Genomic DNA, 19,180 nt, shown 5'->3' with positions numbered 1-19,180 from the left:
TCGTACTCGGAACCGATCAGTCGAGCAGGGCGTAGATCGCCTCAGGAGCGTCGGCCGGCGATGCCGCGAGGTCCTCGAACTCATTCATGGTGTCGAGGTCGGCACCCATCGCGATGTTCGTCACGCGCTCGAGGATGACCTCGACCACCACGGGCACCTGGAACTCGTCGCGCAGGCGCGCGGCCTCGGCGAACCCGGCGGCGAGCTCTTCGGGGCGCTCCACGCGGATCGCCTTGCAGCCCAGGCCCTCGGCGACCTTGACGTGGTCGACGCCGTACCCGGTGGCGACGCTGTCGGGGTCGTACGGGGTGTTGACGTTGTCGAACGCGAGCGAGACCTCGTAGTCCATCTCGAAGCCGCGCTGGGACTGACGGATCAGACCGAGGTAGCTGTTGTTGACCACGACGTGGATGTACGGCAGCTTGTGCTGCGCGCCCACGGCGAGCTCTTCGATCATGAACTGGAAGTCGTAGTCGCCCGACAGGGCGACGACCTGCTCACCCGGCTTGCCGCGCACGACGCCGAGAGCGGCGGGACCGGTCCAGCCGAGGGGGCCGGCCTGGCCCGCGTTGATCCACTTGCGGGGACCGTAGACGTGCAGCAGCTGGGCTCCGGCGATCTGCGACAGGCCGATCGTGGTGACGAAGGTGGTGTCGCGGTCGAACGCCGTGAGCATCTCCTGGTAGACGCGGTGCGGCTTCATGGGCACGTTGTCGAAGTTGGTCTTGCGCTGCAGACGCGCCTTGCGGTCGCGGCACTCCTCGGCCCAGCCGTTGTAGTCGGGCAGCTCGGCCACCCGGTCGCGTGCGGCCTCGAGCAGCACGTCGATGAACGCGCCGGCGTCGGAGACCACGCCGTAGTCGGGTGCGAACACCCGGCCGATCTGGGTCGGCTCGATGTCGACGTGCACGAAGGTGCGGCCCTTGCGGTACGTGTCGAGCCCACCGGTGTGGCGGTTGGCCCATCGGTTGCCGATGCCGAGCACGAAGTCGCTCTCGAGGAAGCTCGCGTTGCCGTAGCGCTGCGAGGTCTGGATGCCGACGAGGCCGGCTGCCAGCGGGTGGTCGTCGGCGATCGCGCCCCAGCCCATCAGGGTCGGCACGACCGGCACGCCGAGGGTCTCGGCCAGCTCGACGAGCTTGTCGGACGCGCCGGAGTTGACGATGCCGCCGCCCGCGACGATGACGGGGTGCTTCGACGCGGTGAGCATGTCGAGCACCTTCTCGGCCTGCGCACGGGTGGCGACGGGCTTGGCGACCGGCAGCGGCTCGTACGTGTCGATGTCGAACTCGATCTCGGTCATCTGCACGTCGAACGGCAGATCGATCAGCACGGGACCGGGGCGGCCCGAGCGCATGATCTGGAAGGCGCTCTGGAACACGCCGGGAACCTGCGCACCCTCGAGCACCGTCTTGGCGAACTTGGTCACCGGCTTCGCGATGGACGCGATGTCGACGGCCTGGAAGTCCTCCTTGTCGAGCTTCGCCACCGGCGCCTGTCCGGTGATGCACAGCATCGGGATGCTGTCGGCGATCGCCGCGTACAGGCCGGTGATCATGTCGGTGCCGGCGGGGCCCGACGTGCCGAGGCAGACGCCGATGCGTCCGTCGCCCGTGCGGCTGTAGCCGTCGGCCATGTGCGAGGCGCCCTCGACGTGGCGCGCGAGGGTGTGCCGGATGCCGCCGCCGGCGCGCATCGCGGAGTACAGGGGGTTGATGGCGGCTCCGGGCAGGCCGAACGCCTCGTCGGCGCCCTCCTTGATCAGGATCTGGACGATGGCGTCCACTGCGCGCATGCGGGTCATGATGTTCTGTCCTTAATTCTTATTCGCGGCCGGAGAGCTCTGCGGTGAGCTTGAGGAGGCCGGAGTGGTCGAGGCCGCCGTCGCCGCGGGCGACGAGCGAGGTGACGAGCTGGGCGACAGCCGAGCCGAGGGGCACGCTCACGCCGGCGCCGCGGGCCGCGGCGGTGACGATGCCGAGGTCCTTGTTGTGCAGGGCCAGGCGGAAGCCGGGGGCGAAGTCGCGGTCGAGCATCTTCTGCCCCTTCTGGTCGAGGACCTTCGAGCCGGCGAGACCGCCGCCGAGGACCTTGAGGGCGGCGTCGGTGTCGACGCCGTAGGCCTCGAGGAAGACGATCGCCTCACTGAGAGCCTGGATGTTGACGGCGACGATGAGCTGGTTGGCCGCTTTCACGGTCTGACCGGCACCCGCGGGGCCGACGTGCACGATGGTCTTGCCGATGGCCTGCAGGATGGGCTCCGCTTTGGCGAAGTCCTCCGGCGAGCCGCCGGTCATGATCGAGAGGACGCCGTCGATGGCACCCTGCTCGCCACCCGAGACGGGCGCGTCGACGACGCCGAGACCGGCGGCGACGGCCTCCTCGGCCAGCTCCTTGGCGACGTCGGGGCGGATCGAGGAGTTGTCGATCCAGAGAGCGCCCTTCTTCGCGTTGGCGAAGACGCCCTCGGGGCCCTGCACGACGTCGGCGACATCAGGGGAGTCGGGGACCATCGTGATGATCACGTCGGCGTCCTTGACACCCTCGGCGACGCTGGCGGCGCCGTTGCCACCCGCATCGACGAGTTTCTGGACGGCCTCGGGGCTGCGGTTCACGCCGGTGACCGTGTAGCCCGCCTTGACGAGGTTCTTCGCCATGGGCAGGCCCATGATGCCGAGACCGATGATGGTGATGTTGGTCATGTCGTCGCTCCTTCGCGGAAGTGGGATGTCAGTTCCTGGTCCAGGCGAACGGGTCGTCCTGGGTGGCCTTGTACTCGAGACCGATGACGCCGTCGTATCCGCCGGCGCGCGCTGCCTCGATCCATTCGGTCAGCGGCAGCTCTCCCGTGCCGGGCTCGCCGCGACCGGGGGCGTCGGCGATCTGGATGTGACCGAACTCGCCGGCGTGCTCGGCGATGACGGCGGCCACGTCGTCGCCGTTGACGGCGAGGTGGTAGAAGTCGGCGAGCAGGCGGATGTTGTCGACGCCGTGCTCGTCCTTGACGCGGGCGATGATCGCGAGCGCGTCGGCGGCGGTCTTCAGCGGATACGCGTCTGCGCCGGAGACCGGCTCCAGCAGCACGATGCCCCCGATGCGGGAGACGGCCTTGCCGGCGATCGCGAGGTTCTCGACAGCGAGGTCGTCCTGCGTCTTCTCGTCGACGCCGTCCTGGCGCAGGCCGTAGAGGGCGTTGAACGCCGTGGTGCCGGTGCGCTCGCCGATGCCGACGACGACGTCGACGTTGGCGCGGAACTCGCCCTCGCGGCCCACCCACGAGACGAGCCCGCGGTCGCCCGCCGGCATGTCGCCGGCGAAGAAGTTGAGTCCGGTGAGCCGCACCCCTGCGTCGTCGATGGCGGCGACGAACGCGTCGACCTCCTGCTGCTCGGGAACGGCCGACGAGAACGGCCACCAGAACTCGACGGCGTCGAACCCGGCGGCCTTGGCCGCGGCGGGACGCTCGTTCACGGGGAGGTCGGTCAGCAGGATCGACGCGTTGACGGTGTAGCTCATGATCGTCCTTGATTTCGTATTGCGGAAGAAAAGTTCCTAGTAATGAAAGGTTAGGCGGGGGCCGAGGTGGTGTCAACGAAGACGGCGCGACATTCCAGCATCCGGAACCGGCAGGAAGAGCGAACCCACCCCCCGGGGCCCGACGGGTGCGTTCGCTCGGCACCGGCGCTGCCGGCGTGACCGGCTCAGGTCAGCTTGATCTGGCGATTCATGTCTTTGTACAGCAGGTAGCGGAAGTCGCCAGGGCCCCCGGCGTAGCAGGCCTGCGGGCAGAACGCGCGCAGCAGCATGTAGTCACCGGCCTCGACCTCGACCCAGTCGCCGTTGAGGTGGTAGACGGCCTTGCCCTCGAGCACGAACAGACCGTGCTCCATGACGTGCGTCTCGGCGAACGGGATCGAGCCACCCGGCTTGAAGGTGACGATGTTCACCTGCATGTCGTGCGCCATGTCGCTCGAATCGGCGAAGCGGGTGGTGAGCCACGCGTCGGTGCCCACCATCGGGGTGGGCTCGATGTCCTGGTCGCGGGTGACGAAGGATGCCGGTGCGTCGACGCCCTCGAGCCACTCGTACGCCTTGCGGATCCAGTGGAAGCTGGTGATCTCGTCGCCCTCGTTCTTCAGCGACCAGTCCGCACCGGGCGCGAGGAAGGCGTAGCCGCCCTCTTCCAGGATGTGCGTCTCGCCGTCGAGGGTGAGGGTGAGCTTTCCGGTGGTGACGAAGATGACGCCCTCGACACCGGCCTCGGGCTCGGGCTTCGCGGCCTCCCCACCGGGGGAGATCTCGACGATCAGCTGCGAGAAGGTCTGCGCCGAGCTCGGGGTGGGCTTGGCGATGATCCAGGCGCGGGTGTTGCTGAACCCGGGCAGGCTGCTGGTGACGATGTCGCGCAGCACGCCCTTCGGGATCACCGTGTACGCGAGCTTGACGATCGCGCGGTCGGTGAGCAGGTCGGTCTGCGGCGGCAGACCGCCGGTCGGGGTGTAGTAGGACATCAGGCCTCCTTGGTGACGAGTTTCGGGTGTGCGAGCCTGGTCAGCTCTGCGGGCGAGGCGCCGGTCGACGAGCGCACCTCGTCTTCGGTGAGCGCGCCGCACTCCAGGCCGCGAACGACGAAGCGGGCGAGAGCGCGCGCGGTGGCGGGCTCGTCCATGATCGTCGCATCGCTGCCGTGCAGGTAGTTGTCGAGCCGGCGCGCGGCCGCCTCGAATCCCTCGCGGTAGAACGCGTAGGTCGCGAGGTACCGGGTGGGCAGCTGGTTGGCGTGCAGATCCCAGCCCTGGTAGTAGCCGCGCTCGAGCGAGCGCCGCACCAGGCGTGCGTGCAGCCGCCAGGCATCCGCCGCCTTCTCGCCGACCGGGATGACGTTGGTCGACCCGTCCGAGAGCCGCACGCCGGTCTCGGCGACCGCGACCTGCATGACCTGCTTGGCGTAGTCGGCGGCCGGATGCTCCATCGACTGGTACGCGGCGGCGATCTGCAGCGAGGCGCTGTAGTCGTAGGTGCCGTAGTGCAGCGCCGAGATGCGTCCCGCACCGTGATGCAGCAGCGTGGCGACGGGGATCGTCCCGTCGGCGGCGACGATGAGCTGCGGCGTCTCCATCTGCACCTCGAAGCGCAGGCGACCGGATGCCAGGCCCAGGCGCTCCTCGAAGCGCTCGCAGAGCGCGACCGTCGCCTCGACCTGCGCGACGGTGGTCACCTTCGGCAGGGTGAGGATCAGTCCGTCCGGCAGGGGGCCGGCGGCGGCGAGGGTGGTGACGAAGCGGTCGAGCGTGCGGATGCCGCGGCGCCTGGTCGGCGCCTCGAAGCACTTGAACCGGATGCCGATGAACGGCGTCGCGGTGCCTGCGGCGACGGCCTCGGCCACGCGCTCGGCGGCGAGGATGGCGTCTGCGTCCTCCTCGTCGTCGTCGCGGGTGCCGTAGCCGTCCTCGAAGTCGAGACGGAGGTCTTCGACGGGCTCGCGGCGCAGCTTGGCATCCACCAGCGGAGCCAGCTGGTCGGCGAGGTGACCCAGCCCGACCGACGCGGCGAGCGCGGCCGTGCCGCCGGCCGCCTCGACGGCCGCGATCGCGTCCGCTCCGAGGCGGGCCGGCAGGTCCCGGTCGAAGCGGTCGGCCGGCACGTACAGCGTGTGCACGGGCTGACGGCTGCCGTCATCGCCGGGGTAGGAGCCCGAGAGGAGTGCGTCGGTCTGCGCGAGGCGCGCGTCGATGTCTGCGAAGTCGTCTTCGCGCAGCGATGTGTTGGCTGACACCCGGCTCACTCCTTGTCTGCGGCGGCCGACTCGACGACCCGGACGATGGCGTCGGCGACGGCGCCGGCGACCAGCGGGTCGAACACGCTCGGGATGATGAAGCTCGCGTTGAGCTCATCCTCTTCGACGCGCGACGCGATGGCGTATGCCGATGCGACCAGCATAGGTGCGGTGATGTCGGACACGCCCGCGTCGAGCAGCCCGCGGAAGACGCCGGGGAAGGCGAGCACGTTGTTGATCTGGTTGGGGAAGTCGCTGCGACCGGTGGCCACGATGGCGGCGTGCTTGGACGCCACGACGGGGTCGACCTCGGGGGTCGGGTTGGCCATCGCGAACACGATCGCGTCATCCGCCATCGCGGCGATGTCGGCCTCGTCGAGCACGTTCGGAGCACTCACGCCGATGAACACGTCTGCGCCGACCATGGCCTCCTTCAGGGTGCCCTGGAAGCCGCGCGGGTTGGTGGTCGCGGCGATCTCGCGGCGGTGCGCGTCGGCGTACTCGACACCGGCGACGATCGCGCCGTCGCGCCCGCAGGCCACGATGTCCTTCGCGCCCTCGGCGAGCAGCAGCTGGATGATCGCGTTGCCCGCGGCTCCGACGCCGGAGACGACGATGCGGATGTCCTCGATCGTCTTGTTCACGACCTTGAGGGCGTTGACGAGGGCGGCGAGGGTGACGATCGCGGTGCCGTGCTGGTCGTCGTGGAAGACGGGGATGTCGAGCTCTTCGCGCAGCCTTGCCTCGATCTCGAAGCAGCGGGGAGCGGCGATGTCCTCGAGGTTCACGCCGCCGTAGACGGGGGCGATCGCCTTGACGATGCTGATGATCTCCTCGGTGTCCTTGGTGTCGAGGCAGACCGGCCACGCGTCGACGTTCGCGAACTGCTTGAACAGGGCGGCCTTGCCCTCCATGACGGGCAGTGCGGCCTCGGGACCGATGTCGCCCAGGCCGAGTACGGCGGTGCCGTCGGTGACCACGGCGATCGTGTTGCGCTTGATGGTGAGGTTGCGGGCCTTGCTCTTGTCCTCGGCGATGGCCATGCAGACCCGGGCGACGCCGGGGGTGTAGGCGCGCGAGAGGTCGTCGCGGTTGCGCAGCGGCACGCTGGGCACGACCTCGAGCTTGCCGCCGAGGTGCATGAGGAAGGTGCGGTCGCTGACCTGGCGCACGTGCACGCCGTCGAGCGCCTCCACGGCGTCGCGGATGCGGGTGGCGTGCTCGTCGTCGATCGTGTTGCAGGTGAGGTCGACGACGATGGAGGTCGGGTGCGACTCGACGACGTCGAGAGCGGTGATGGCGGCACCGGCGGATGCCGCGGCGGCGGCGAGCTCGCTGGTGACGCTGAAGTTCGAGGGAGCGTCGATACGCAGTGTGATCGAGTTACCGGGACCGGGGTTGGCCATGTTTCCTCTTCCCTGAGGTGCGCCGCGCGCATCCGCGCCGACTCACATTTGCTTGTGGACTTCTTCGTGCTTTCGCATCGTGGATACTATTATCTATCTTACGAAAGTACGATGCAATCAACGATGAGGGATCACGCAGGATTTTCGCTCGCTCTTCTCGCATGATGGAATCGTCGGGTACCTAGGAGGACCTCATGGCCGAAAGCAAGACGCCGCGCAGCAGCGGATCCGGAGTCCAGTCCGTCGAGCGGGTGTTCGAGCTGCTCGAGCTGGTCACCGACGCCGGCGGCGACGTCACCCTCAGCGAGCTGGCATCGTCGACCGATCTGCCGCTGCCCACCATCCACCGCCTGCTGCGCACCCTGGTCTCGCTGGGGTACGCGCGTCAGCTGCCCAACCGCCGCTACGCGCTCGGGCCCCGGCTGATCCGCATCGGCGAGGGCGCGTCGCGCCAGTTCGGCGCCCTGGCGCGCCCGCAGCTGAAGACCCTCGTCGACGAGCTGGGCGAGAGCGCGAACATGGCGGTGCTCGACGGCAACATGATCGTGTACGTCGCCCAGGTGCCCTCGTTGCACTCGATGCGCATGTTCACGGAGGTCGGCCGGCGCGCCCACATGCACGACACCGGTGTCGGCAAGGCGATCCTCGCCCAGCTGCCCGACGACACCGTGCGCGGCATCGTCGCCCGCGCGGGCATGCCGACCCCGACGGAGTTCAGCATCGGCGACGTCGACGAGCTCATCGCCGAGCTCGACCGCATCCGCGAGCGCGGGTACGCGATCGACGACCAGGAGCAGGAGATCGGCGTGCGCTGCTTCTCGATGGCCGTCCCCGACGCACCGACCCCCACGGCCGTGTCGGTCTCCGGTCCGATCTCGCGCGTCGACGAGGCGTTCGGCGAGCGCGCCGTGCCCAAGCTGCGCATCGCCGCACAGGCGATCAGCGCCGAGCTGGCATCCTGACGGCGGATCGGGGAGCGATCTGATGACGAACGGACGCGTCGCCGTGGTCACCGGTGCGGGGTCGGGCATCGGCCGCGCCGTGGCAGCGGCCATGCTCGAGGCCGGGTTCCGGGTGGCTCTCGCCGGTCGGAGGGCGGATGCCCTGCAGCAGAGCGCCGACGGGCATCCGAACGCTCTCGTCGTGCCCACCGACATCACCGTGCCCGCCGAGGTGGACGCGCTGTTCGCCCGCGTCGTGGCCGAGTGGGGCCGCGTGGATGTGCTGTTCAACAATGCGGGGATCTTCGGCCCTGTGGCATCCGCCGCCGACGTCGACCCCGTCGAGTGGCAGCGGACGATCGATGTGAACGTGACCGGCGCTCTGCTGTGCGCAGGAGCCGCGATGCGCACGATGATCGCGCAGCGGCCGTCGGGCGGCCGCATCATCAACAACGGATCGATCTCGGCCCAGGTCCCGCGACCGCTCTCGGTCGCGTACGCGGTGAGCAAGCACGCCATCACCGGCCTCACCCGCTCCGTCGACCTCGACGGCCGAGCGCACGGTATCAGCTGCGGCCAGATCGACATCGGCAACGCCGCGACGCGGATCATGTCCGAGATCGGCGTCGGCTCCGGTGCATTGCAGGCCGACGGCTCGCGTCTGGTCGAGCCGGCCTTCGACGTGGCCGACGCCGCGCGGGCTGTGCTTTTCATGGCGCAGCTGCCGCCCGAGGCGAACATCTCGGCGCTGACGGTCACCGCTGCGGGGATGCCGTTCGGCGGTCGCGGCTGAGCTGTACCGTCTCGTCTGTGCGGGCGTTGTGATCACGCGTCGAGGTCCGCCCCCACGAGGTGCGGACCTCGACGTGGACCGAGCTCAGTGCGCTGATCCGCCCGGCTCGTCGTCGACGATCTGCACGACCTTGCCGTCGGCGCCGACGAGCTTGCCGTCGACGTAGCGGTCGCCCTCTTTGAGCACCCGGATCACGTCGGTGCGGATGACCCGTACCGGGCTCGCGGCGAACACGGACGGATCGTCGGAGTTGCCTCGGGTGAAGTGGTTGAAGACGAGGTTCAGCACGATGGCGGTGACGGCGGCGGAGCTGATGCCCGAGTTGAAGATGACCTGGAACCAGCTCGGGAAGTTGGAGTAGATCGCGGGGATCAGCTCGGGGAGGATGCCGATCGAGATCGCCGTCGCGACGATGATCAGGTTCATGTTGTTCTCGTACTTCACCTTCGCGAGCGTCCGGATGCCGGACGCGGTGACGGTGCCGAAGAGCACGATGCCGGCGCCGCCGAGCACGGCCGTGGGCATCGCCGCGACCACGCGACCGAGGAACGGGCACAGGCCGAGGATGATCAGCACGACACCGCCCGCGGCCACCGCGTAGCGACTCTTGATCTTCGTGACCGCGACGAGTCCGACGTTCTGAGCGAACGCACTCTGCGTGAACGAGTTGAAGATCGGCGACACGGCGCTGGAGAGCATGTCGGCGCGCAGGCCGGCGGCGATGCGCTTGCGGTCGACCTTCGACCCGACGATCTCGCCGACGGCGAGGATGTCGGCGGTCGTCTCGGTGAGGATCACCAGCACCACGATGAGCATCGAGAGGATGGCCGCCAGATCGAACGTCGGCGCTCCGAAGGCGAGCGGCGTCGGGAAGGCGAAGAAGTCGCCCTGGAACACCTTCGAGAAGTCGGCCCGGCCGATCAGTGCCGCGAAGATCGTGCCGACGATCAGGGCGAGCAGGATCGACAGGCGCGAGACGAACGCGTTGCCGACCTTGCTGAGCAGGATGATGACGAGCAGCGTGAAGCCCGCGATGCCGATGTTGACGGGGTCGGCGAACGACTCCGCCGTGGGGTCGTTGCCCACGATCCAGCGTCCGGCGACGGGCATCAGCGACAGGCCGATCGAGGTGATCACCACGCCGGTGACCACCGGCGGGAAGAACCGCACGATCTGCGCGAAGAACGGCGCGATCACCAGACCGATCAGCGAGGCGATGATCACCGCGCCGAAGACATTGGTCAGGCCGTCCCGGCCGTTGCCGTTCACGATCGCCAGCATCGTGGCGACACCGGCGAACGACACCCCCTGCACGAGGGGCAGCTGAGATCCGAAGAACGGGAAGCCGATGGTCTGCAGCAGCGTGGCGAGACCGCCGACGAAGAGGCAGGCGGCGATCAGCAGGCCGATCTCGGCCGGGCTGACCCCGGCGGCGGAGCCGATGATCAACGGCGGTGCGATGATGCCGCCGTACATGGTCAGTACGTGCTGGAGCCCGTAGGCGATGGAGGGGCCGATGCCGAGACGCTCGTCCTCAGGACGGCCGGATGGGCGCTGGTTCGTGGTGCTGCTGCGTGCCGCAGTCATGAGGGGACCTCCTTGTCCGGGACCCGCTGTTCGGGGTGGGCATATGTCGAATGGGCGTGACGAACGGTGCTTCCGCTCTCAATGGGGCCGGGGGCCCGTCGGTGCGACCGACGAGCCCCCGGAATGTGTTCCGTGCCGACTCGCGTCGGATCAGCAGAAGCCGGCGATGCCGTCCCACGACCAGTGGTCGGTGTCGGCGCCCTCGCGAAGGAACGACGCCTCGATCAGGCCGTACGGGCGGTCGGCGGCGTAGAACACCTCGTTGGGGTTCTCCAGGCCGAACGGCGACAGGTCGACCACGAAGTGGTGGCTGTTCGGGGTCGAGAAGCGGATCTCGTCGATCTCGGGGTGCGCTTCGAGGACGGCCTCGGCCATCTCCTTCAGCGTGTGCTGCAGGGCGTACGAGTAGTTGCGCGAGAACCCGGCGAGCAGCAGGCGGCGCACGTCCGCGAAGACCTCGTTGAAGTCGATGTCGGTGCGGTTGTAGCGCCACTTGGCGGTGACGGAGGTGGCGAGGATGCGGTCCTCGGTCTCGGCCAGGGTCGTGTACTTGTCCTTCGGGTACCCGACGAAGCCGCTCTGCGTCGACTTCAGGACCTTGAGGTCCTGCAGGCCGGCGATGACCACCGTGTCGTCGCCGTCGATCTGCACCACCGAGGTGCGGGTCTCGGTGCCGCCGCGGACGAACGAGTGGTCGTGCTCGCCGGCGTCGCCCTGGATGCGCTGCCAGGTGTACTGCTCGGCCTCCCAGCGACCGCCGGTGATCCAGTCGAACTCGCCCGTGAAGTGCCGTCCCAGGCGGAGCAGGAACTCCTCCGGGCTGCCGACGCCGTCCTTGGCGAACGCGTAGACGGTGTTCTTCTGCGTGTCCGTCGGGACGACGTGCTCGTTGTTGCCCTCGAAGTGGGCGCTGTCGAGGTCTCCGCGCAGCTGCGAGGTGACGTTGAGATCCTCGATCTCGTGACGGTCGGTGTCGCGCGTGACCCGCACGACGCGGACCTCGGCCTTGCCGTACTGGTTCTTGCCCAGAATGATCTTGGTCATGATTTCAACTCAGCTTCCTCGGTAAGTGGAATAGGCGAACGGGCTGAGCAGCAGCGGCACGTGATAGTGCGCCTGCTCAGCGTCGACCTGGAAGGTCAACACCACCTCCGGGAAGAAGGTGTCCGTGTCGATGCCGGCGAAGTAGGCCGCCGTGTCGAACCGGAGACGGTATGCGCCGCTCTCCAACAGCGAAGGGCCCAGTTCTTTCACCCGCCCGTCAGCATCTGTGGATCCTGAACCGATCCCGACCCACTCGTCGCCCTGACGGGCTTCGAGTGCGACGGCGACGTCGGGCGCCGGGCGTCCGATCGAGGTGTCCAGGATGTGGGTGGTCACATGGGAAACGCTCATCGCGCGCTCCTTCAGCTCTCGAGGGCTCCGGCCAGACGCAGCGCTGCGATCTCACGCAGCTGCTGGTCGACGACGGCGAGCTCCTGTTCGGGGGTGTTGCCCAGCCGCTGCTGCAGCAGGGCGAGGATCTCCTCGGCGGATCGTCCGGCTGCGCGCACGAGGTACACGCGGTCGAACCTCTCCTCGTAGGTCTTGTTGCCCGCGGCCAGCGCGGCGGCGGCATCCGCATCGACACCCGGCTGCTCCTTGCGCGACAGCGCGGCTTCGGCGCTCTCGCCCTGCGGACGCTCGCCGATGCGCGGGTGGTGCGCCAGAGCGCCGTCGATCTCCCCCTCGGAGAGCGGGGCGGCGACCGTGGCGGCGGCGGCGGCGACCTCGTCGACGCTCCGGTACGGCCGGCCGTCGACGATCGCGTCGATCCAGCGGGCGATGTCCAGTGCCGGCTTCACGACGGCGACGGCTGCTTCGCGGGGAGCCGTATTGAAGTTCTCGAGTAACATCTTCGATCCTCAAGCAGATGCTGGCATCCGGCGCGAAGGCTATACGGAAACCCCTGACGGAGTCTTCACGAGAAGGTTACTTCCGTATGCCGGAACTGTTATTTCAGCATGTGTAAGTATTCTGCGGGCCGCCGGTTGGGTTTGTCAACACCACCGGCGGCCCCTTTCACATCGTGGAGTCAGGCGCCGAGCTCGGCCCGCAGCCGCGCCACGTGCCCCTCTGCATCCACACCGTACTCCGCACGCTGCACGACGCCGTCCCCGTCGAGCACGAAGGTCGAGCGGATCACGCCGTCGAAGGTGCGATCGCCCACGGTCTTCTCCCCCCACACACCCCACGCCTTCGCGACGGCGGCGTCGGTGTCGGCGAGCAGCGGGAAGGTGAGGCCCTCGGCCTCGGCGAAGGCGCGGATCTCGTCGATCGAGTCGGGCGAGATGCCGATGACGGCGTAGCCGGCGGCATCCAGCGCCGAGAGGCTGTCGCGGAAATCGCACGCCTCGGTCGTGCATCCGGGCGTCGCGGCCTTCGGATAGAAGTAGACCACCACGTTGCGGCCGCGGTAGTCGGCGAGCGCGACGGTGCGGCCCTCGGCATCGGCGAGGGCGAAGTCGGGCGCGGTCACGCCGGGGGTGAGCTTGTCGGTCATGATGACTCCGTTCTGTTGCAGGGATGGATGCCGCGCCTCGGCGCGGTGCGGGGGCGGCGTCGTCAGCGGACGACGGGCAGCACGTCGAAGGCCTCGGCGAGCTGCATGATCTTTCGAGCCCGACCCAGCCGGGGCAGGTCGCTGCCGTCGCGGACGATGCGGCCGCGGGCGTCGAAGTCGGCGAGGAACTCGTGCGCCCACTCGACGTCGGTGCGGGTGGGGCTGATGACCTCGTTGACCACAGGGGTCTGCTCCGCCTGCAGGCAGAGCTTGCCGGTCATGCCCATCGACACCGTGATCGCGGACTGCTCGCGCAGGATGGGGTGGCTCGAGCCGACGGTCGGACCGTCGATCGGGCCGGGCAGGCCGCCCACGCGGCTGGAGACCACGAGACGGGCGCGCGGATAGGCCATCGCCTCGCGGTCGGCCGACATCCCGGTGTCGCGGCGGAAGTCGCCGCTGCCGAACGCGAGCCGGAAGACGCCCTTCGCGCGGGCGATCTCGCTCGCGTTCTCGATGCCGACGGCGGATTCGACGAGGGCGACGATGGGCACGCGCGCCCCCAGGCGGTTGAAGGTGTCCATGACCTGTCCCCCGACCTCGGTCTTCGCGAGCATCACGCCCTGCAGGCCCGGGGCGCTGCGGAGCTCCTCGATGTCGTCAGCCCAGTACTCGCTGCCGGCGTCGTTGATGCGAACCCAGGCGCGCCCGCCCTCGCTGAGCCAGCGCACCACGTCGGCGCGCGCCGATTCCTTCCTGCTGGCGTCGACGGCATCCTCGATGTCGAGGACCACCGCGTCGGCGTGCGAGGCGGCTGCGTCGTCGAAGGTCTCGGGGCGAGTGGCGGCGACGAGCAGCCAGGAGCGGGCGAGTTCGGGAGCGATCTCGCGGCGCGTGGCGGAGGAGCGGGGAGCGTTCATCTGAGTTCCGATCAATGAAATCCGGTTTCTGCGATACGAAAAGTCTAGCGCGGCCGGATTCCCTCCACCAACAGGCCCGCCACCCGCTCAGCCTATGCCGGGACTACACTCGCTCGGTGTTGACAGCGTTTCGTCGGCGTGGTGAAATCCCTTAGTGCGAAAGGTTGTTCTCGCATCATGAAAGCGTAAGGAAGGGCGGTTGGGATGTCGCAGGACGCCGAGCACCAGGAATCAGCACACACCTCGCTCGATCCCACAGGCCAGCAGTACGACCTCGTGATCCGCGGTGAGCGCGTGCTCACCAGCTCCGGCATCCGCCCCCGCGAGGTCGGTGTGCGCGGCGGCGTGATCGTCGCGATGCAGCCGCTCGGCAACAACCTCGACGGCGAGGAGGTCATCGAGCTCGCCGAGGACGAGACCCTCATCCCCGGCCTGGTCGACACTCACGTGCACGTCAACGAGCCCGGCCGCACCGAATGGGAGGGCTTCGCCTCCGCGACCCGCGCCGCGGCCGCCGGTGGGGTCACCACCATCGTCGACATGCCGCTGAACAGCATCCCGCCGACCGTCTCCGTCGAGGCACTCGAGGTCAAGCGACGCGCCGCGCACGGTCAGACCCACGTCGACGTGGGCTTCTGGGGCGGCGCCGTGCCCGGCAACACCGCCGACCTGCGCCCCCTGCACGACGCCGGCGTGTTCGGCTTCAAGAGCTTCCTGCTGCACTCCGGTGTGGACGAGTTCCCCCCGCTCGACCCCGACGAGCTCGAGAAGGACATGCGCGAGCTCGCCACCTTCGACTCCGTGATGATCGTGCACGCCGAGGACTCCAGGGCCATCGACCGCGCCCCGCAGCCGGACGGCGACGACTACGCCAAGTTCCTGGCATCCCGCCCCCGAGGGGCCGAGAACCTCGCGATCGCCGAGGTCATCGAGCGGGCTCGCTGGACCGACGCCAGGGCGCACATCCTGCACCTGTCGTCGTCCGATGCGCTGGCGATGCTGCGCACGGCGAAGAACGACGGCCTCAAGATCACCGTCGAGACCTGCCCGCACTACCTCACGCTGGTGAGCGAGGAGATCCCGCTCGGGGCGACCGCGTTCAAGTGCTGCCCGCCGATCCGCGAGGCCGGCAACCGCGAGCTGCTGTGGCAGGGCCTGGAAGACGGCACGATCGACTTCATCGTGTCGGACCACTCCCCCTCGACGCTCGATCTGAAGGACCTCGAGAACGGCGACTTCGGCGTGGCGTGGGGCGGCGTCGCGTCGCTGCAGCTGGGGCTGTCGCTGATCTGGACCGAGGCGCGCCAACGCGGTCTGTCGCTCGAGCAGGTCGTGGCATGGATGAGCGAGCGTCCGGCGCAGTTCGCCGGCCTGGCCGGCAAGGGACGCATCGCTCCGGGCTACGACGCGGACTTCTCGATCTTCGCCGCCGACGACGCGTACGTGGTCGACGTCAAGAAGCTGCACCACAAGAACCCGATCACGCCGTACCAGGGCAAGGCGCTTGCGGGTGTCGTGCGACGCACGTGGCTGCACGGCGAGGTCATCGACTTCGAGAACCCGCGCGGACGTCTGCTGCGCCGCGGCATGACCGACGCCTGAGCGTTCCCCTGCCCCACGCCCGGTTGTCGAGCAGCCGGTCAGGCGGGCAGCGGCTCGTCGCGGTAGAGCGCCTCGAAGGTGTCGAGCGTGCGGTTGATGTCGTGCACGGCCACGCCGTCGAGCGAGGCGCGCTGCATCCGCTCGTACTCCGCCGGCGACGCGGTCAGCACCTGCGTCAGCTTGGCGGCGAGGTCGTCGACGTCGCCCGGCTCGAAGAGGTGGCCGTTCTCGCCGTCGTGCACGAGGTGCGGCAGCGCGACGGCGTTCGCTCCGACGATCGGCAGGGCGGATGCCATGGCCTCCATCGTCACGATCGACTGCAGCTCGGCGATCGACGCGATCGCGAACACCGATGAGCGCGAGTACAGCTCGCGCAGCTGCTCGTCGGTCACCCGGCCGTGGAAGGTCACCCGATCCTCGATGCCCAGCTGGACGGTGAGGGCCTCCAGAGCCTTGCGCTGATCACCGCCGCCGGCGATGTCGAAGTGCACGTCGAGGGCCGGATCGAGGGCCGCGACCGCGCGCAGCACGACGTCGACCTGCTTCTCGCCCGTGAGGCGTCCGACGAACAGGATGCGGTTGCGCTCCCGCGGGGCGATCACGGGGTCGTAGTTGCGTCGGTCGATCCCGCAGCTGATCGGCACGACGCCCCGGATGTCGATCGTGCGCTCGAGGAAGTCGGCCGCCCGGCGCGTGGGCGTGGTCACCGCGCGCGTCATCTCGAAGGTGCGCTTGGCGTCGGTCCACGCGAAGCGCAGCACGACGTCGTCGATGAACTTCGGGAACGTGGTGTGATCGAGGATGTTCTCGGCCATCACATGATTCGTCGCGACGACGGGGATGCCCCGCTGATGGGCGATGCGGGTGAGTCCGCGTCCGATGATGATGTGCGACTGGATGTGCACGATGTCGGGCTGCACCTCGTCGAGCACCGTGCGCGCCCAGTGCTTCGAGCGCCACGGCCAGACGAAGCGCACCCAGTCGTGCGGCAGCCAGCGCAGGGCCGGCAGGCGGTGCATCGTCATGGGCTCGCCCTCGATCACCTCGGTGTGCGCGGGCGAGCGACGGTACGCGGTGTTCGGCGCGACGACGTGCACGTCGTGGCCGCGCTGCACGAGGCCGGCGGCGAGGCGCTCGGCGAAGCGCGCGGCTCCGTTGATGTCGGGCGCGAACGTGTCGCAGCCGATGAGGATCTTAAGGGGGCGTCCGGAGGTCACGGGAAGTCTGCTGCCTATCTCTAGCTCTGGGCGCCCGTCACTCTACCCGAGGGCACTGTGCCATCCGGGGAGGCGGGCCGCGTAGCGTGGGGTCATGCGCCTGATCTCCTCCGCCGACCGCGCCCTGTGGATCCCCGTCACCGGCTCGCTGGGATTCCGCGGCCGCCGGCATCGCAAGGCCGCCATCCGGATGCTGATGGCGCAGGCGGGCACGGGACTGGGGCGCGAGACGCTGCCCGGCGCCCGTCTCGGCAGCTGGCTGGCGAGCCAGGCGATCCCCTTCGCCATGCGCAAGGCCGATGGCCGCGTGCTCGCGTGGACATGGAAGGCCGAGCCCGAGCTGGTGGTCGCGATGGCGACCGTGCAGGCACTCACCCCGCAGCTGCGCACCGCGCGCGCCATGATGCCCATGGAGTACGACGACACCGAGGACTTCCGCACCGCGCTCGGCCAGGGCGAGAAGCTGCTGATGCCGTTTCCGGCGAAGCCCGGCGCGCCCGCGTCGGCGACGTACACGTGGGACACCGGCTCCCACCTCGTCACCCTGACGGCGGTGTGCAGCGACCGCGAGCGCTTCGGCACTCTCGAGACCGCGCTGGACGACCTCGCCCGCAGCATCCGGATCGCGGGCGACATCACCGGCGGCGACGCCGACGTGCTTCGTCTGCCGCCCGCATGAGTCCGCGACTCTCCTCGGAGGCAGCCGGCGACGCCCCCTGTGGGGGGGCGCCGCCTGCCCGGGCCGAGGGTCAGATGCGAACGTCGCCGACGAGGTTGACCTTGATGCCGATGCCGTCGAGCATCGCGGCCTTCGCGATCAGCGCCTTGTCCGCCGTCTCGGCGTCGGGTGCGTAGACGAGCTGCGCGTGGTTGGCCTTGTGCCTGGCCATGAACTGGTCGCGGCTCTGCCCGTGCAGCACGACGTGCGCGATCGGCCACTCGGGGTTCGTCGCATCCTTGCGGCGTTGCGTCTCGGCATCCGGCAGCTCGATGACCGAGGCGCGGAAGATGTCGGCCTGCAGGATGCCGTCGGCGATGAACACCCGGCTGAGCACCACCTCGCCGGGCTTCGAGACGCCGTTGATCGTCGCCCCGCCGGCGGGGAAGAACACGTGACCCTGACGCCATCCCTCGGCCTGGTCCCAGCCGCCGAGGTGCGATGCGGGCACCGAGCCCGAGATCTCGTACGCCCACACGAAGTCGCCGTCGTAATCGTCGCCCCAGCGCACGTCGTGCAGGGTGTTGTCGGGCACCAGACCCATCGCGCGCCACACCCGGTCGGTGATCAGCGCGTCGACCGCGACCCCCTCGTCGGCCTCGTTGAAGTGCGGGAACGCACGCCCCTCGTGCAGCACGCGCGAGCCGTCGCGGCTGGTGACGGGAGGACGCTCGGTGGAGTTCAGGATGCCCTCGGCGAGGTCGGAGGCCGGAACCAGGTCCTTCAGCCCCTGCTGGTACTGGATGCCGACGGCGTCGAGCCCGAAGTCGTCGGCGATCCGCAGTGCGGCGATGTACATCTTGAGCTGCCACTGCACCTGCTCGCGGGTGAGCTCGGTGGCGGCGTCCTGACCGAAGTGGAAGGTCATGCCGTGCTCGACGAGCCAGTCGAACGCCGCGTCGGCCTCGGCGTCCTTCACCTGCAGCATCTCGGCGTACAGGGCCGACTGCGACAGACGCTCCTTGTAGATGCCGGTGGCGTTGAGCAGCTCGTCGTCGAAGATCGCGTTGTACATGCCCATGCAGCCCTCGTCGAACACGCCGATGATGGCCTTGTCGGCGAGCAGCTGCGCGGCGAGCGCCTCGCCGAGCTGCCTCTCGGGGCTCTCGGGCAGTGCCGGCAGCGGACGCACGTGCGACGCGTCGTGCGTGATCGCGCCGGTCTCGGTCCACTCCCGGATGCCCGCGGTGAACCAGTCGTCGGTGAAGTCGACCGACCACGTGGTCGCGTACGGCTTGCCCATCTTCGTCAGGCCGGCGTTGAGACCGAGCAGTCCCACCAGGCCGGGCCAGTCACCGGCGAAGTTGGCGACGGTGAGGATCGGCCCCTGGTGGGTGCGGAGCCCTGCGAGAACGTGGTGGGAGTACTGCCAGTTGGCGATCGCGACGATCAGCGGGGCGTCGACGGGGATGCCCTTGAACACCTCCAAGCCCATGCGCTGGCTGGAGATGAAGCCGTGACCGGTGGCCGGGTCGACGTCGAAGGCGCGGATGACCGTCCAGCCCAGGCCGTCGAACACGCGGGTCACCCCCTCCTCGAGGGCGACCTGGGTGGGCCAGCCGCCGACGTTGGCGGACTCGCGCAGGTCGCCTGAGGTGATCAGGTACGCGGTCTTCGGCGCGGACCGAGGACGCTCGACGGGGGCGGGGAGGGTGTAGCTCATGATGTTCTCCGATGC

The 19,180-nt window shown here is 69.0% G+C and carries 18 protein-coding genes; 4 read left to right on the top strand and 14 right to left on the bottom strand.

Going from position 1 to position 19,180, the window contains the following annotated elements:
- Positions 1 to 16: 16 nt before the first annotated feature.
- From gcl to H9633_RS06440, 6 genes are all read right to left on the bottom strand, one after another.
- Complete coding sequence (gene gcl, locus H9633_RS06465; protein ID WP_191712502.1) at positions 17 to 1,804, bottom strand: glyoxylate carboligase; 1,788 nt, start codon at positions 1,802 to 1,804, stop codon at positions 17 to 19.
- 19 nt (positions 1,805 to 1,823) lie between these two features.
- Positions 1,824 to 2,702, bottom strand: a complete 879-nt coding sequence (locus H9633_RS06460; protein WP_191712501.1) for a 2-hydroxy-3-oxopropionate reductase — start codon at positions 2,700 to 2,702, stop codon at positions 1,824 to 1,826.
- Positions 2,703 to 2,730: 28 nt separating this feature from the next.
- Positions 2,731 to 3,516, bottom strand: coding sequence for a hydroxypyruvate isomerase family protein (locus H9633_RS06455; protein WP_191712500.1), 786 nt, complete (start codon positions 3,514 to 3,516; stop codon positions 2,731 to 2,733).
- Between the two features lie 185 nt (positions 3,517 to 3,701).
- The gene (locus H9633_RS06450) at positions 3,702 to 4,514 is read right to left on the bottom strand and encodes a bifunctional allantoicase/(S)-ureidoglycine aminohydrolase (RefSeq protein ID WP_191712954.1); all 813 of its coding nucleotides are present in this window, start codon (positions 4,512 to 4,514) and stop codon (positions 3,702 to 3,704) included.
- The gene (locus tag H9633_RS06445; protein ID WP_318247211.1) at positions 4,511 to 5,776 is read right to left on the bottom strand and encodes a DUF6986 family protein; all 1,266 of its coding nucleotides are present in this window, start codon (positions 5,774 to 5,776) and stop codon (positions 4,511 to 4,513) included. Before H9633_RS06445 ends, H9633_RS06450 begins: the two co-directional genes overlap by 4 nt.
- A gap of 5 nt (positions 5,777 to 5,781) precedes the next feature.
- Positions 5,782 to 7,182, bottom strand: coding sequence for an NAD-dependent malic enzyme (locus tag H9633_RS06440; RefSeq protein WP_191712499.1), 1,401 nt, complete (start codon positions 7,180 to 7,182; stop codon positions 5,782 to 5,784).
- Positions 7,183 to 7,376: 194 nt separating this feature from the next.
- Here H9633_RS06440 and H9633_RS06435 point away from each other — a divergent pair, with 194 nt between their 5' ends.
- Together H9633_RS06435 and H9633_RS06430 are read left to right on the top strand one after the other, a co-directional pair.
- The gene (locus H9633_RS06435) at positions 7,377 to 8,144 is read left to right on the top strand and encodes an IclR family transcriptional regulator (protein ID WP_071641979.1); all 768 of its coding nucleotides are present in this window, start codon (positions 7,377 to 7,379) and stop codon (positions 8,142 to 8,144) included.
- A 22-nt stretch (positions 8,145 to 8,166) separates the two neighbouring features.
- Positions 8,167 to 8,916 (top strand): SDR family oxidoreductase, encoded by a 750-nt coding sequence (locus tag H9633_RS06430; protein WP_191712498.1) that lies wholly within the window; start codon positions 8,167 to 8,169, stop codon positions 8,914 to 8,916.
- A gap of 84 nt (positions 8,917 to 9,000) precedes the next feature.
- Here H9633_RS06430 and H9633_RS06425 read toward each other — a convergent pair whose 3' ends face one another.
- From H9633_RS06425 to H9633_RS06400, 6 genes are all read right to left on the bottom strand, one after another.
- Entirely contained in the window at positions 9,001 to 10,503 is a 1,503-nt protein-coding gene (locus H9633_RS06425) for a nucleobase:cation symporter-2 family protein (protein WP_191712497.1), read from the bottom strand.
- 150 nt (positions 10,504 to 10,653) lie between these two features.
- Positions 10,654 to 11,547 (bottom strand): factor-independent urate hydroxylase, encoded by an 894-nt coding sequence (gene pucL / locus H9633_RS06420; protein WP_191712496.1) that lies wholly within the window; start codon positions 11,545 to 11,547, stop codon positions 10,654 to 10,656.
- 9 nt (positions 11,548 to 11,556) lie between these two features.
- The gene (gene uraH, locus H9633_RS06415; protein ID WP_071641973.1) at positions 11,557 to 11,898 is read right to left on the bottom strand and encodes a hydroxyisourate hydrolase; all 342 of its coding nucleotides are present in this window, start codon (positions 11,896 to 11,898) and stop codon (positions 11,557 to 11,559) included.
- Positions 11,899 to 11,909: 11 nt separating this feature from the next.
- Positions 11,910 to 12,398 carry a 2-oxo-4-hydroxy-4-carboxy-5-ureidoimidazoline decarboxylase gene (uraD, locus tag H9633_RS06410; protein ID WP_191712495.1) on the bottom strand — a complete coding sequence of 163 codons (489 nt, stop codon included), beginning with the start codon at positions 12,396 to 12,398 and terminating at the stop codon, positions 11,910 to 11,912.
- A gap of 179 nt (positions 12,399 to 12,577) precedes the next feature.
- Positions 12,578 to 13,045 carry a thioredoxin-dependent thiol peroxidase gene (gene bcp, locus H9633_RS06405; protein WP_191712494.1) on the bottom strand — a complete coding sequence of 156 codons (468 nt, stop codon included), beginning with the start codon at positions 13,043 to 13,045 and terminating at the stop codon, positions 12,578 to 12,580.
- A 62-nt stretch (positions 13,046 to 13,107) separates the two neighbouring features.
- Positions 13,108 to 13,965, bottom strand: a complete 858-nt coding sequence (locus H9633_RS06400) for an HpcH/HpaI aldolase/citrate lyase family protein (RefSeq protein ID WP_191712493.1) — start codon at positions 13,963 to 13,965, stop codon at positions 13,108 to 13,110.
- A gap of 204 nt (positions 13,966 to 14,169) precedes the next feature.
- Here H9633_RS06400 and allB point away from each other — a divergent pair, with 204 nt between their 5' ends.
- Positions 14,170 to 15,567: an allantoinase AllB gene (gene allB / locus H9633_RS06395; protein ID WP_191712492.1), complete on the top strand. Its 1,398-nt coding sequence runs from the start codon at positions 14,170 to 14,172 to the stop codon at positions 15,565 to 15,567.
- 38 nt (positions 15,568 to 15,605) lie between these two features.
- Here allB and H9633_RS06390 read toward each other — a convergent pair whose 3' ends face one another.
- Positions 15,606 to 16,784 (bottom strand): glycosyltransferase, encoded by a 1,179-nt coding sequence (locus H9633_RS06390; RefSeq protein ID WP_318247210.1) that lies wholly within the window; start codon positions 16,782 to 16,784, stop codon positions 15,606 to 15,608.
- Positions 16,785 to 16,878: 94 nt separating this feature from the next.
- Between H9633_RS06390 and H9633_RS06385 the strand changes: the two genes are divergently transcribed.
- The gene (locus H9633_RS06385) at positions 16,879 to 17,463 is read left to right on the top strand and encodes a hypothetical protein (RefSeq protein WP_191712491.1); all 585 of its coding nucleotides are present in this window, start codon (positions 16,879 to 16,881) and stop codon (positions 17,461 to 17,463) included.
- 70 nt (positions 17,464 to 17,533) lie between these two features.
- On the opposite strand, the gene H9633_RS06380 is transcribed toward H9633_RS06385, so the two are convergent.
- Positions 17,534 to 19,165, bottom strand: a complete 1,632-nt coding sequence (locus H9633_RS06380) for a fucose isomerase (protein WP_225211055.1) — start codon at positions 19,163 to 19,165, stop codon at positions 17,534 to 17,536.
- Positions 19,166 to 19,180 lie beyond the last annotated feature (15 nt).

Origin of the sequence: Microbacterium commune, from assembly GCF_014836945.1 — a bacterium.
In the GTDB taxonomy this organism is placed as follows: domain Bacteria; phylum Actinomycetota; class Actinomycetes; order Actinomycetales; family Microbacteriaceae; genus Microbacterium; species Microbacterium commune.
The sequence above is the reverse complement of the archived record's forward strand: the minus strand, read 5'-3'. Positions and strand labels throughout refer to the sequence as shown.

Bases quoted from the DNA above. Each gene is read 5' to 3' on its own strand.
- gcl (WP_191712502.1), bottom strand. From the start codon at position 1,804: ATGACCCGCATGCGCGCAGTGGACGCCATCGTCCAGATCCTGATCAAG.
- H9633_RS06460 (WP_191712501.1), bottom strand. From the start codon at position 2,702: ATGACCAACATCACCATCATCGGTCTCGGCATCATGGGCCTGCCCATG.
- H9633_RS06455 (WP_191712500.1), bottom strand. From the start codon at position 3,516: ATGAGCTACACCGTCAACGCGTCGATCCTGCTGACCGACCTCCCCGTG.
- H9633_RS06440 (WP_191712499.1), bottom strand. From the start codon at position 7,182: ATGGCCAACCCCGGTCCCGGTAACTCGATCACACTGCGTATCGACGCT.
- H9633_RS06435 (WP_071641979.1), top strand. From the start codon at position 7,377: ATGGCCGAAAGCAAGACGCCGCGCAGCAGCGGATCCGGAGTCCAGTCC.
- H9633_RS06430 (WP_191712498.1), top strand. From the start codon at position 8,167: ATGACGAACGGACGCGTCGCCGTGGTCACCGGTGCGGGGTCGGGCATC.
- H9633_RS06425 (WP_191712497.1), bottom strand. From the start codon at position 10,503: ATGACTGCGGCACGCAGCAGCACCACGAACCAGCGCCCATCCGGCCGT.
- pucL (WP_191712496.1), bottom strand. From the start codon at position 11,547: ATGACCAAGATCATTCTGGGCAAGAACCAGTACGGCAAGGCCGAGGTC.
- uraH (WP_071641973.1), bottom strand. From the start codon at position 11,898: ATGAGCGTTTCCCATGTGACCACCCACATCCTGGACACCTCGATCGGA.
- uraD (WP_191712495.1), bottom strand. From the start codon at position 12,398: ATGTTACTCGAGAACTTCAATACGGCTCCCCGCGAAGCAGCCGTCGCC.
- bcp (WP_191712494.1), bottom strand. From the start codon at position 13,045: ATGACCGACAAGCTCACCCCCGGCGTGACCGCGCCCGACTTCGCCCTC.
- H9633_RS06400 (WP_191712493.1), bottom strand. From the start codon at position 13,965: ATGAACGCTCCCCGCTCCTCCGCCACGCGCCGCGAGATCGCTCCCGAA.
- allB (WP_191712492.1), top strand. From the start codon at position 14,170: ATGTCGCAGGACGCCGAGCACCAGGAATCAGCACACACCTCGCTCGAT.
- H9633_RS06385 (WP_191712491.1), top strand. From the start codon at position 16,879: ATGCGCCTGATCTCCTCCGCCGACCGCGCCCTGTGGATCCCCGTCACC.
- H9633_RS06380 (WP_225211055.1), bottom strand. From the start codon at position 19,165: ATGAGCTACACCCTCCCCGCCCCCGTCGAGCGTCCTCGGTCCGCGCCG.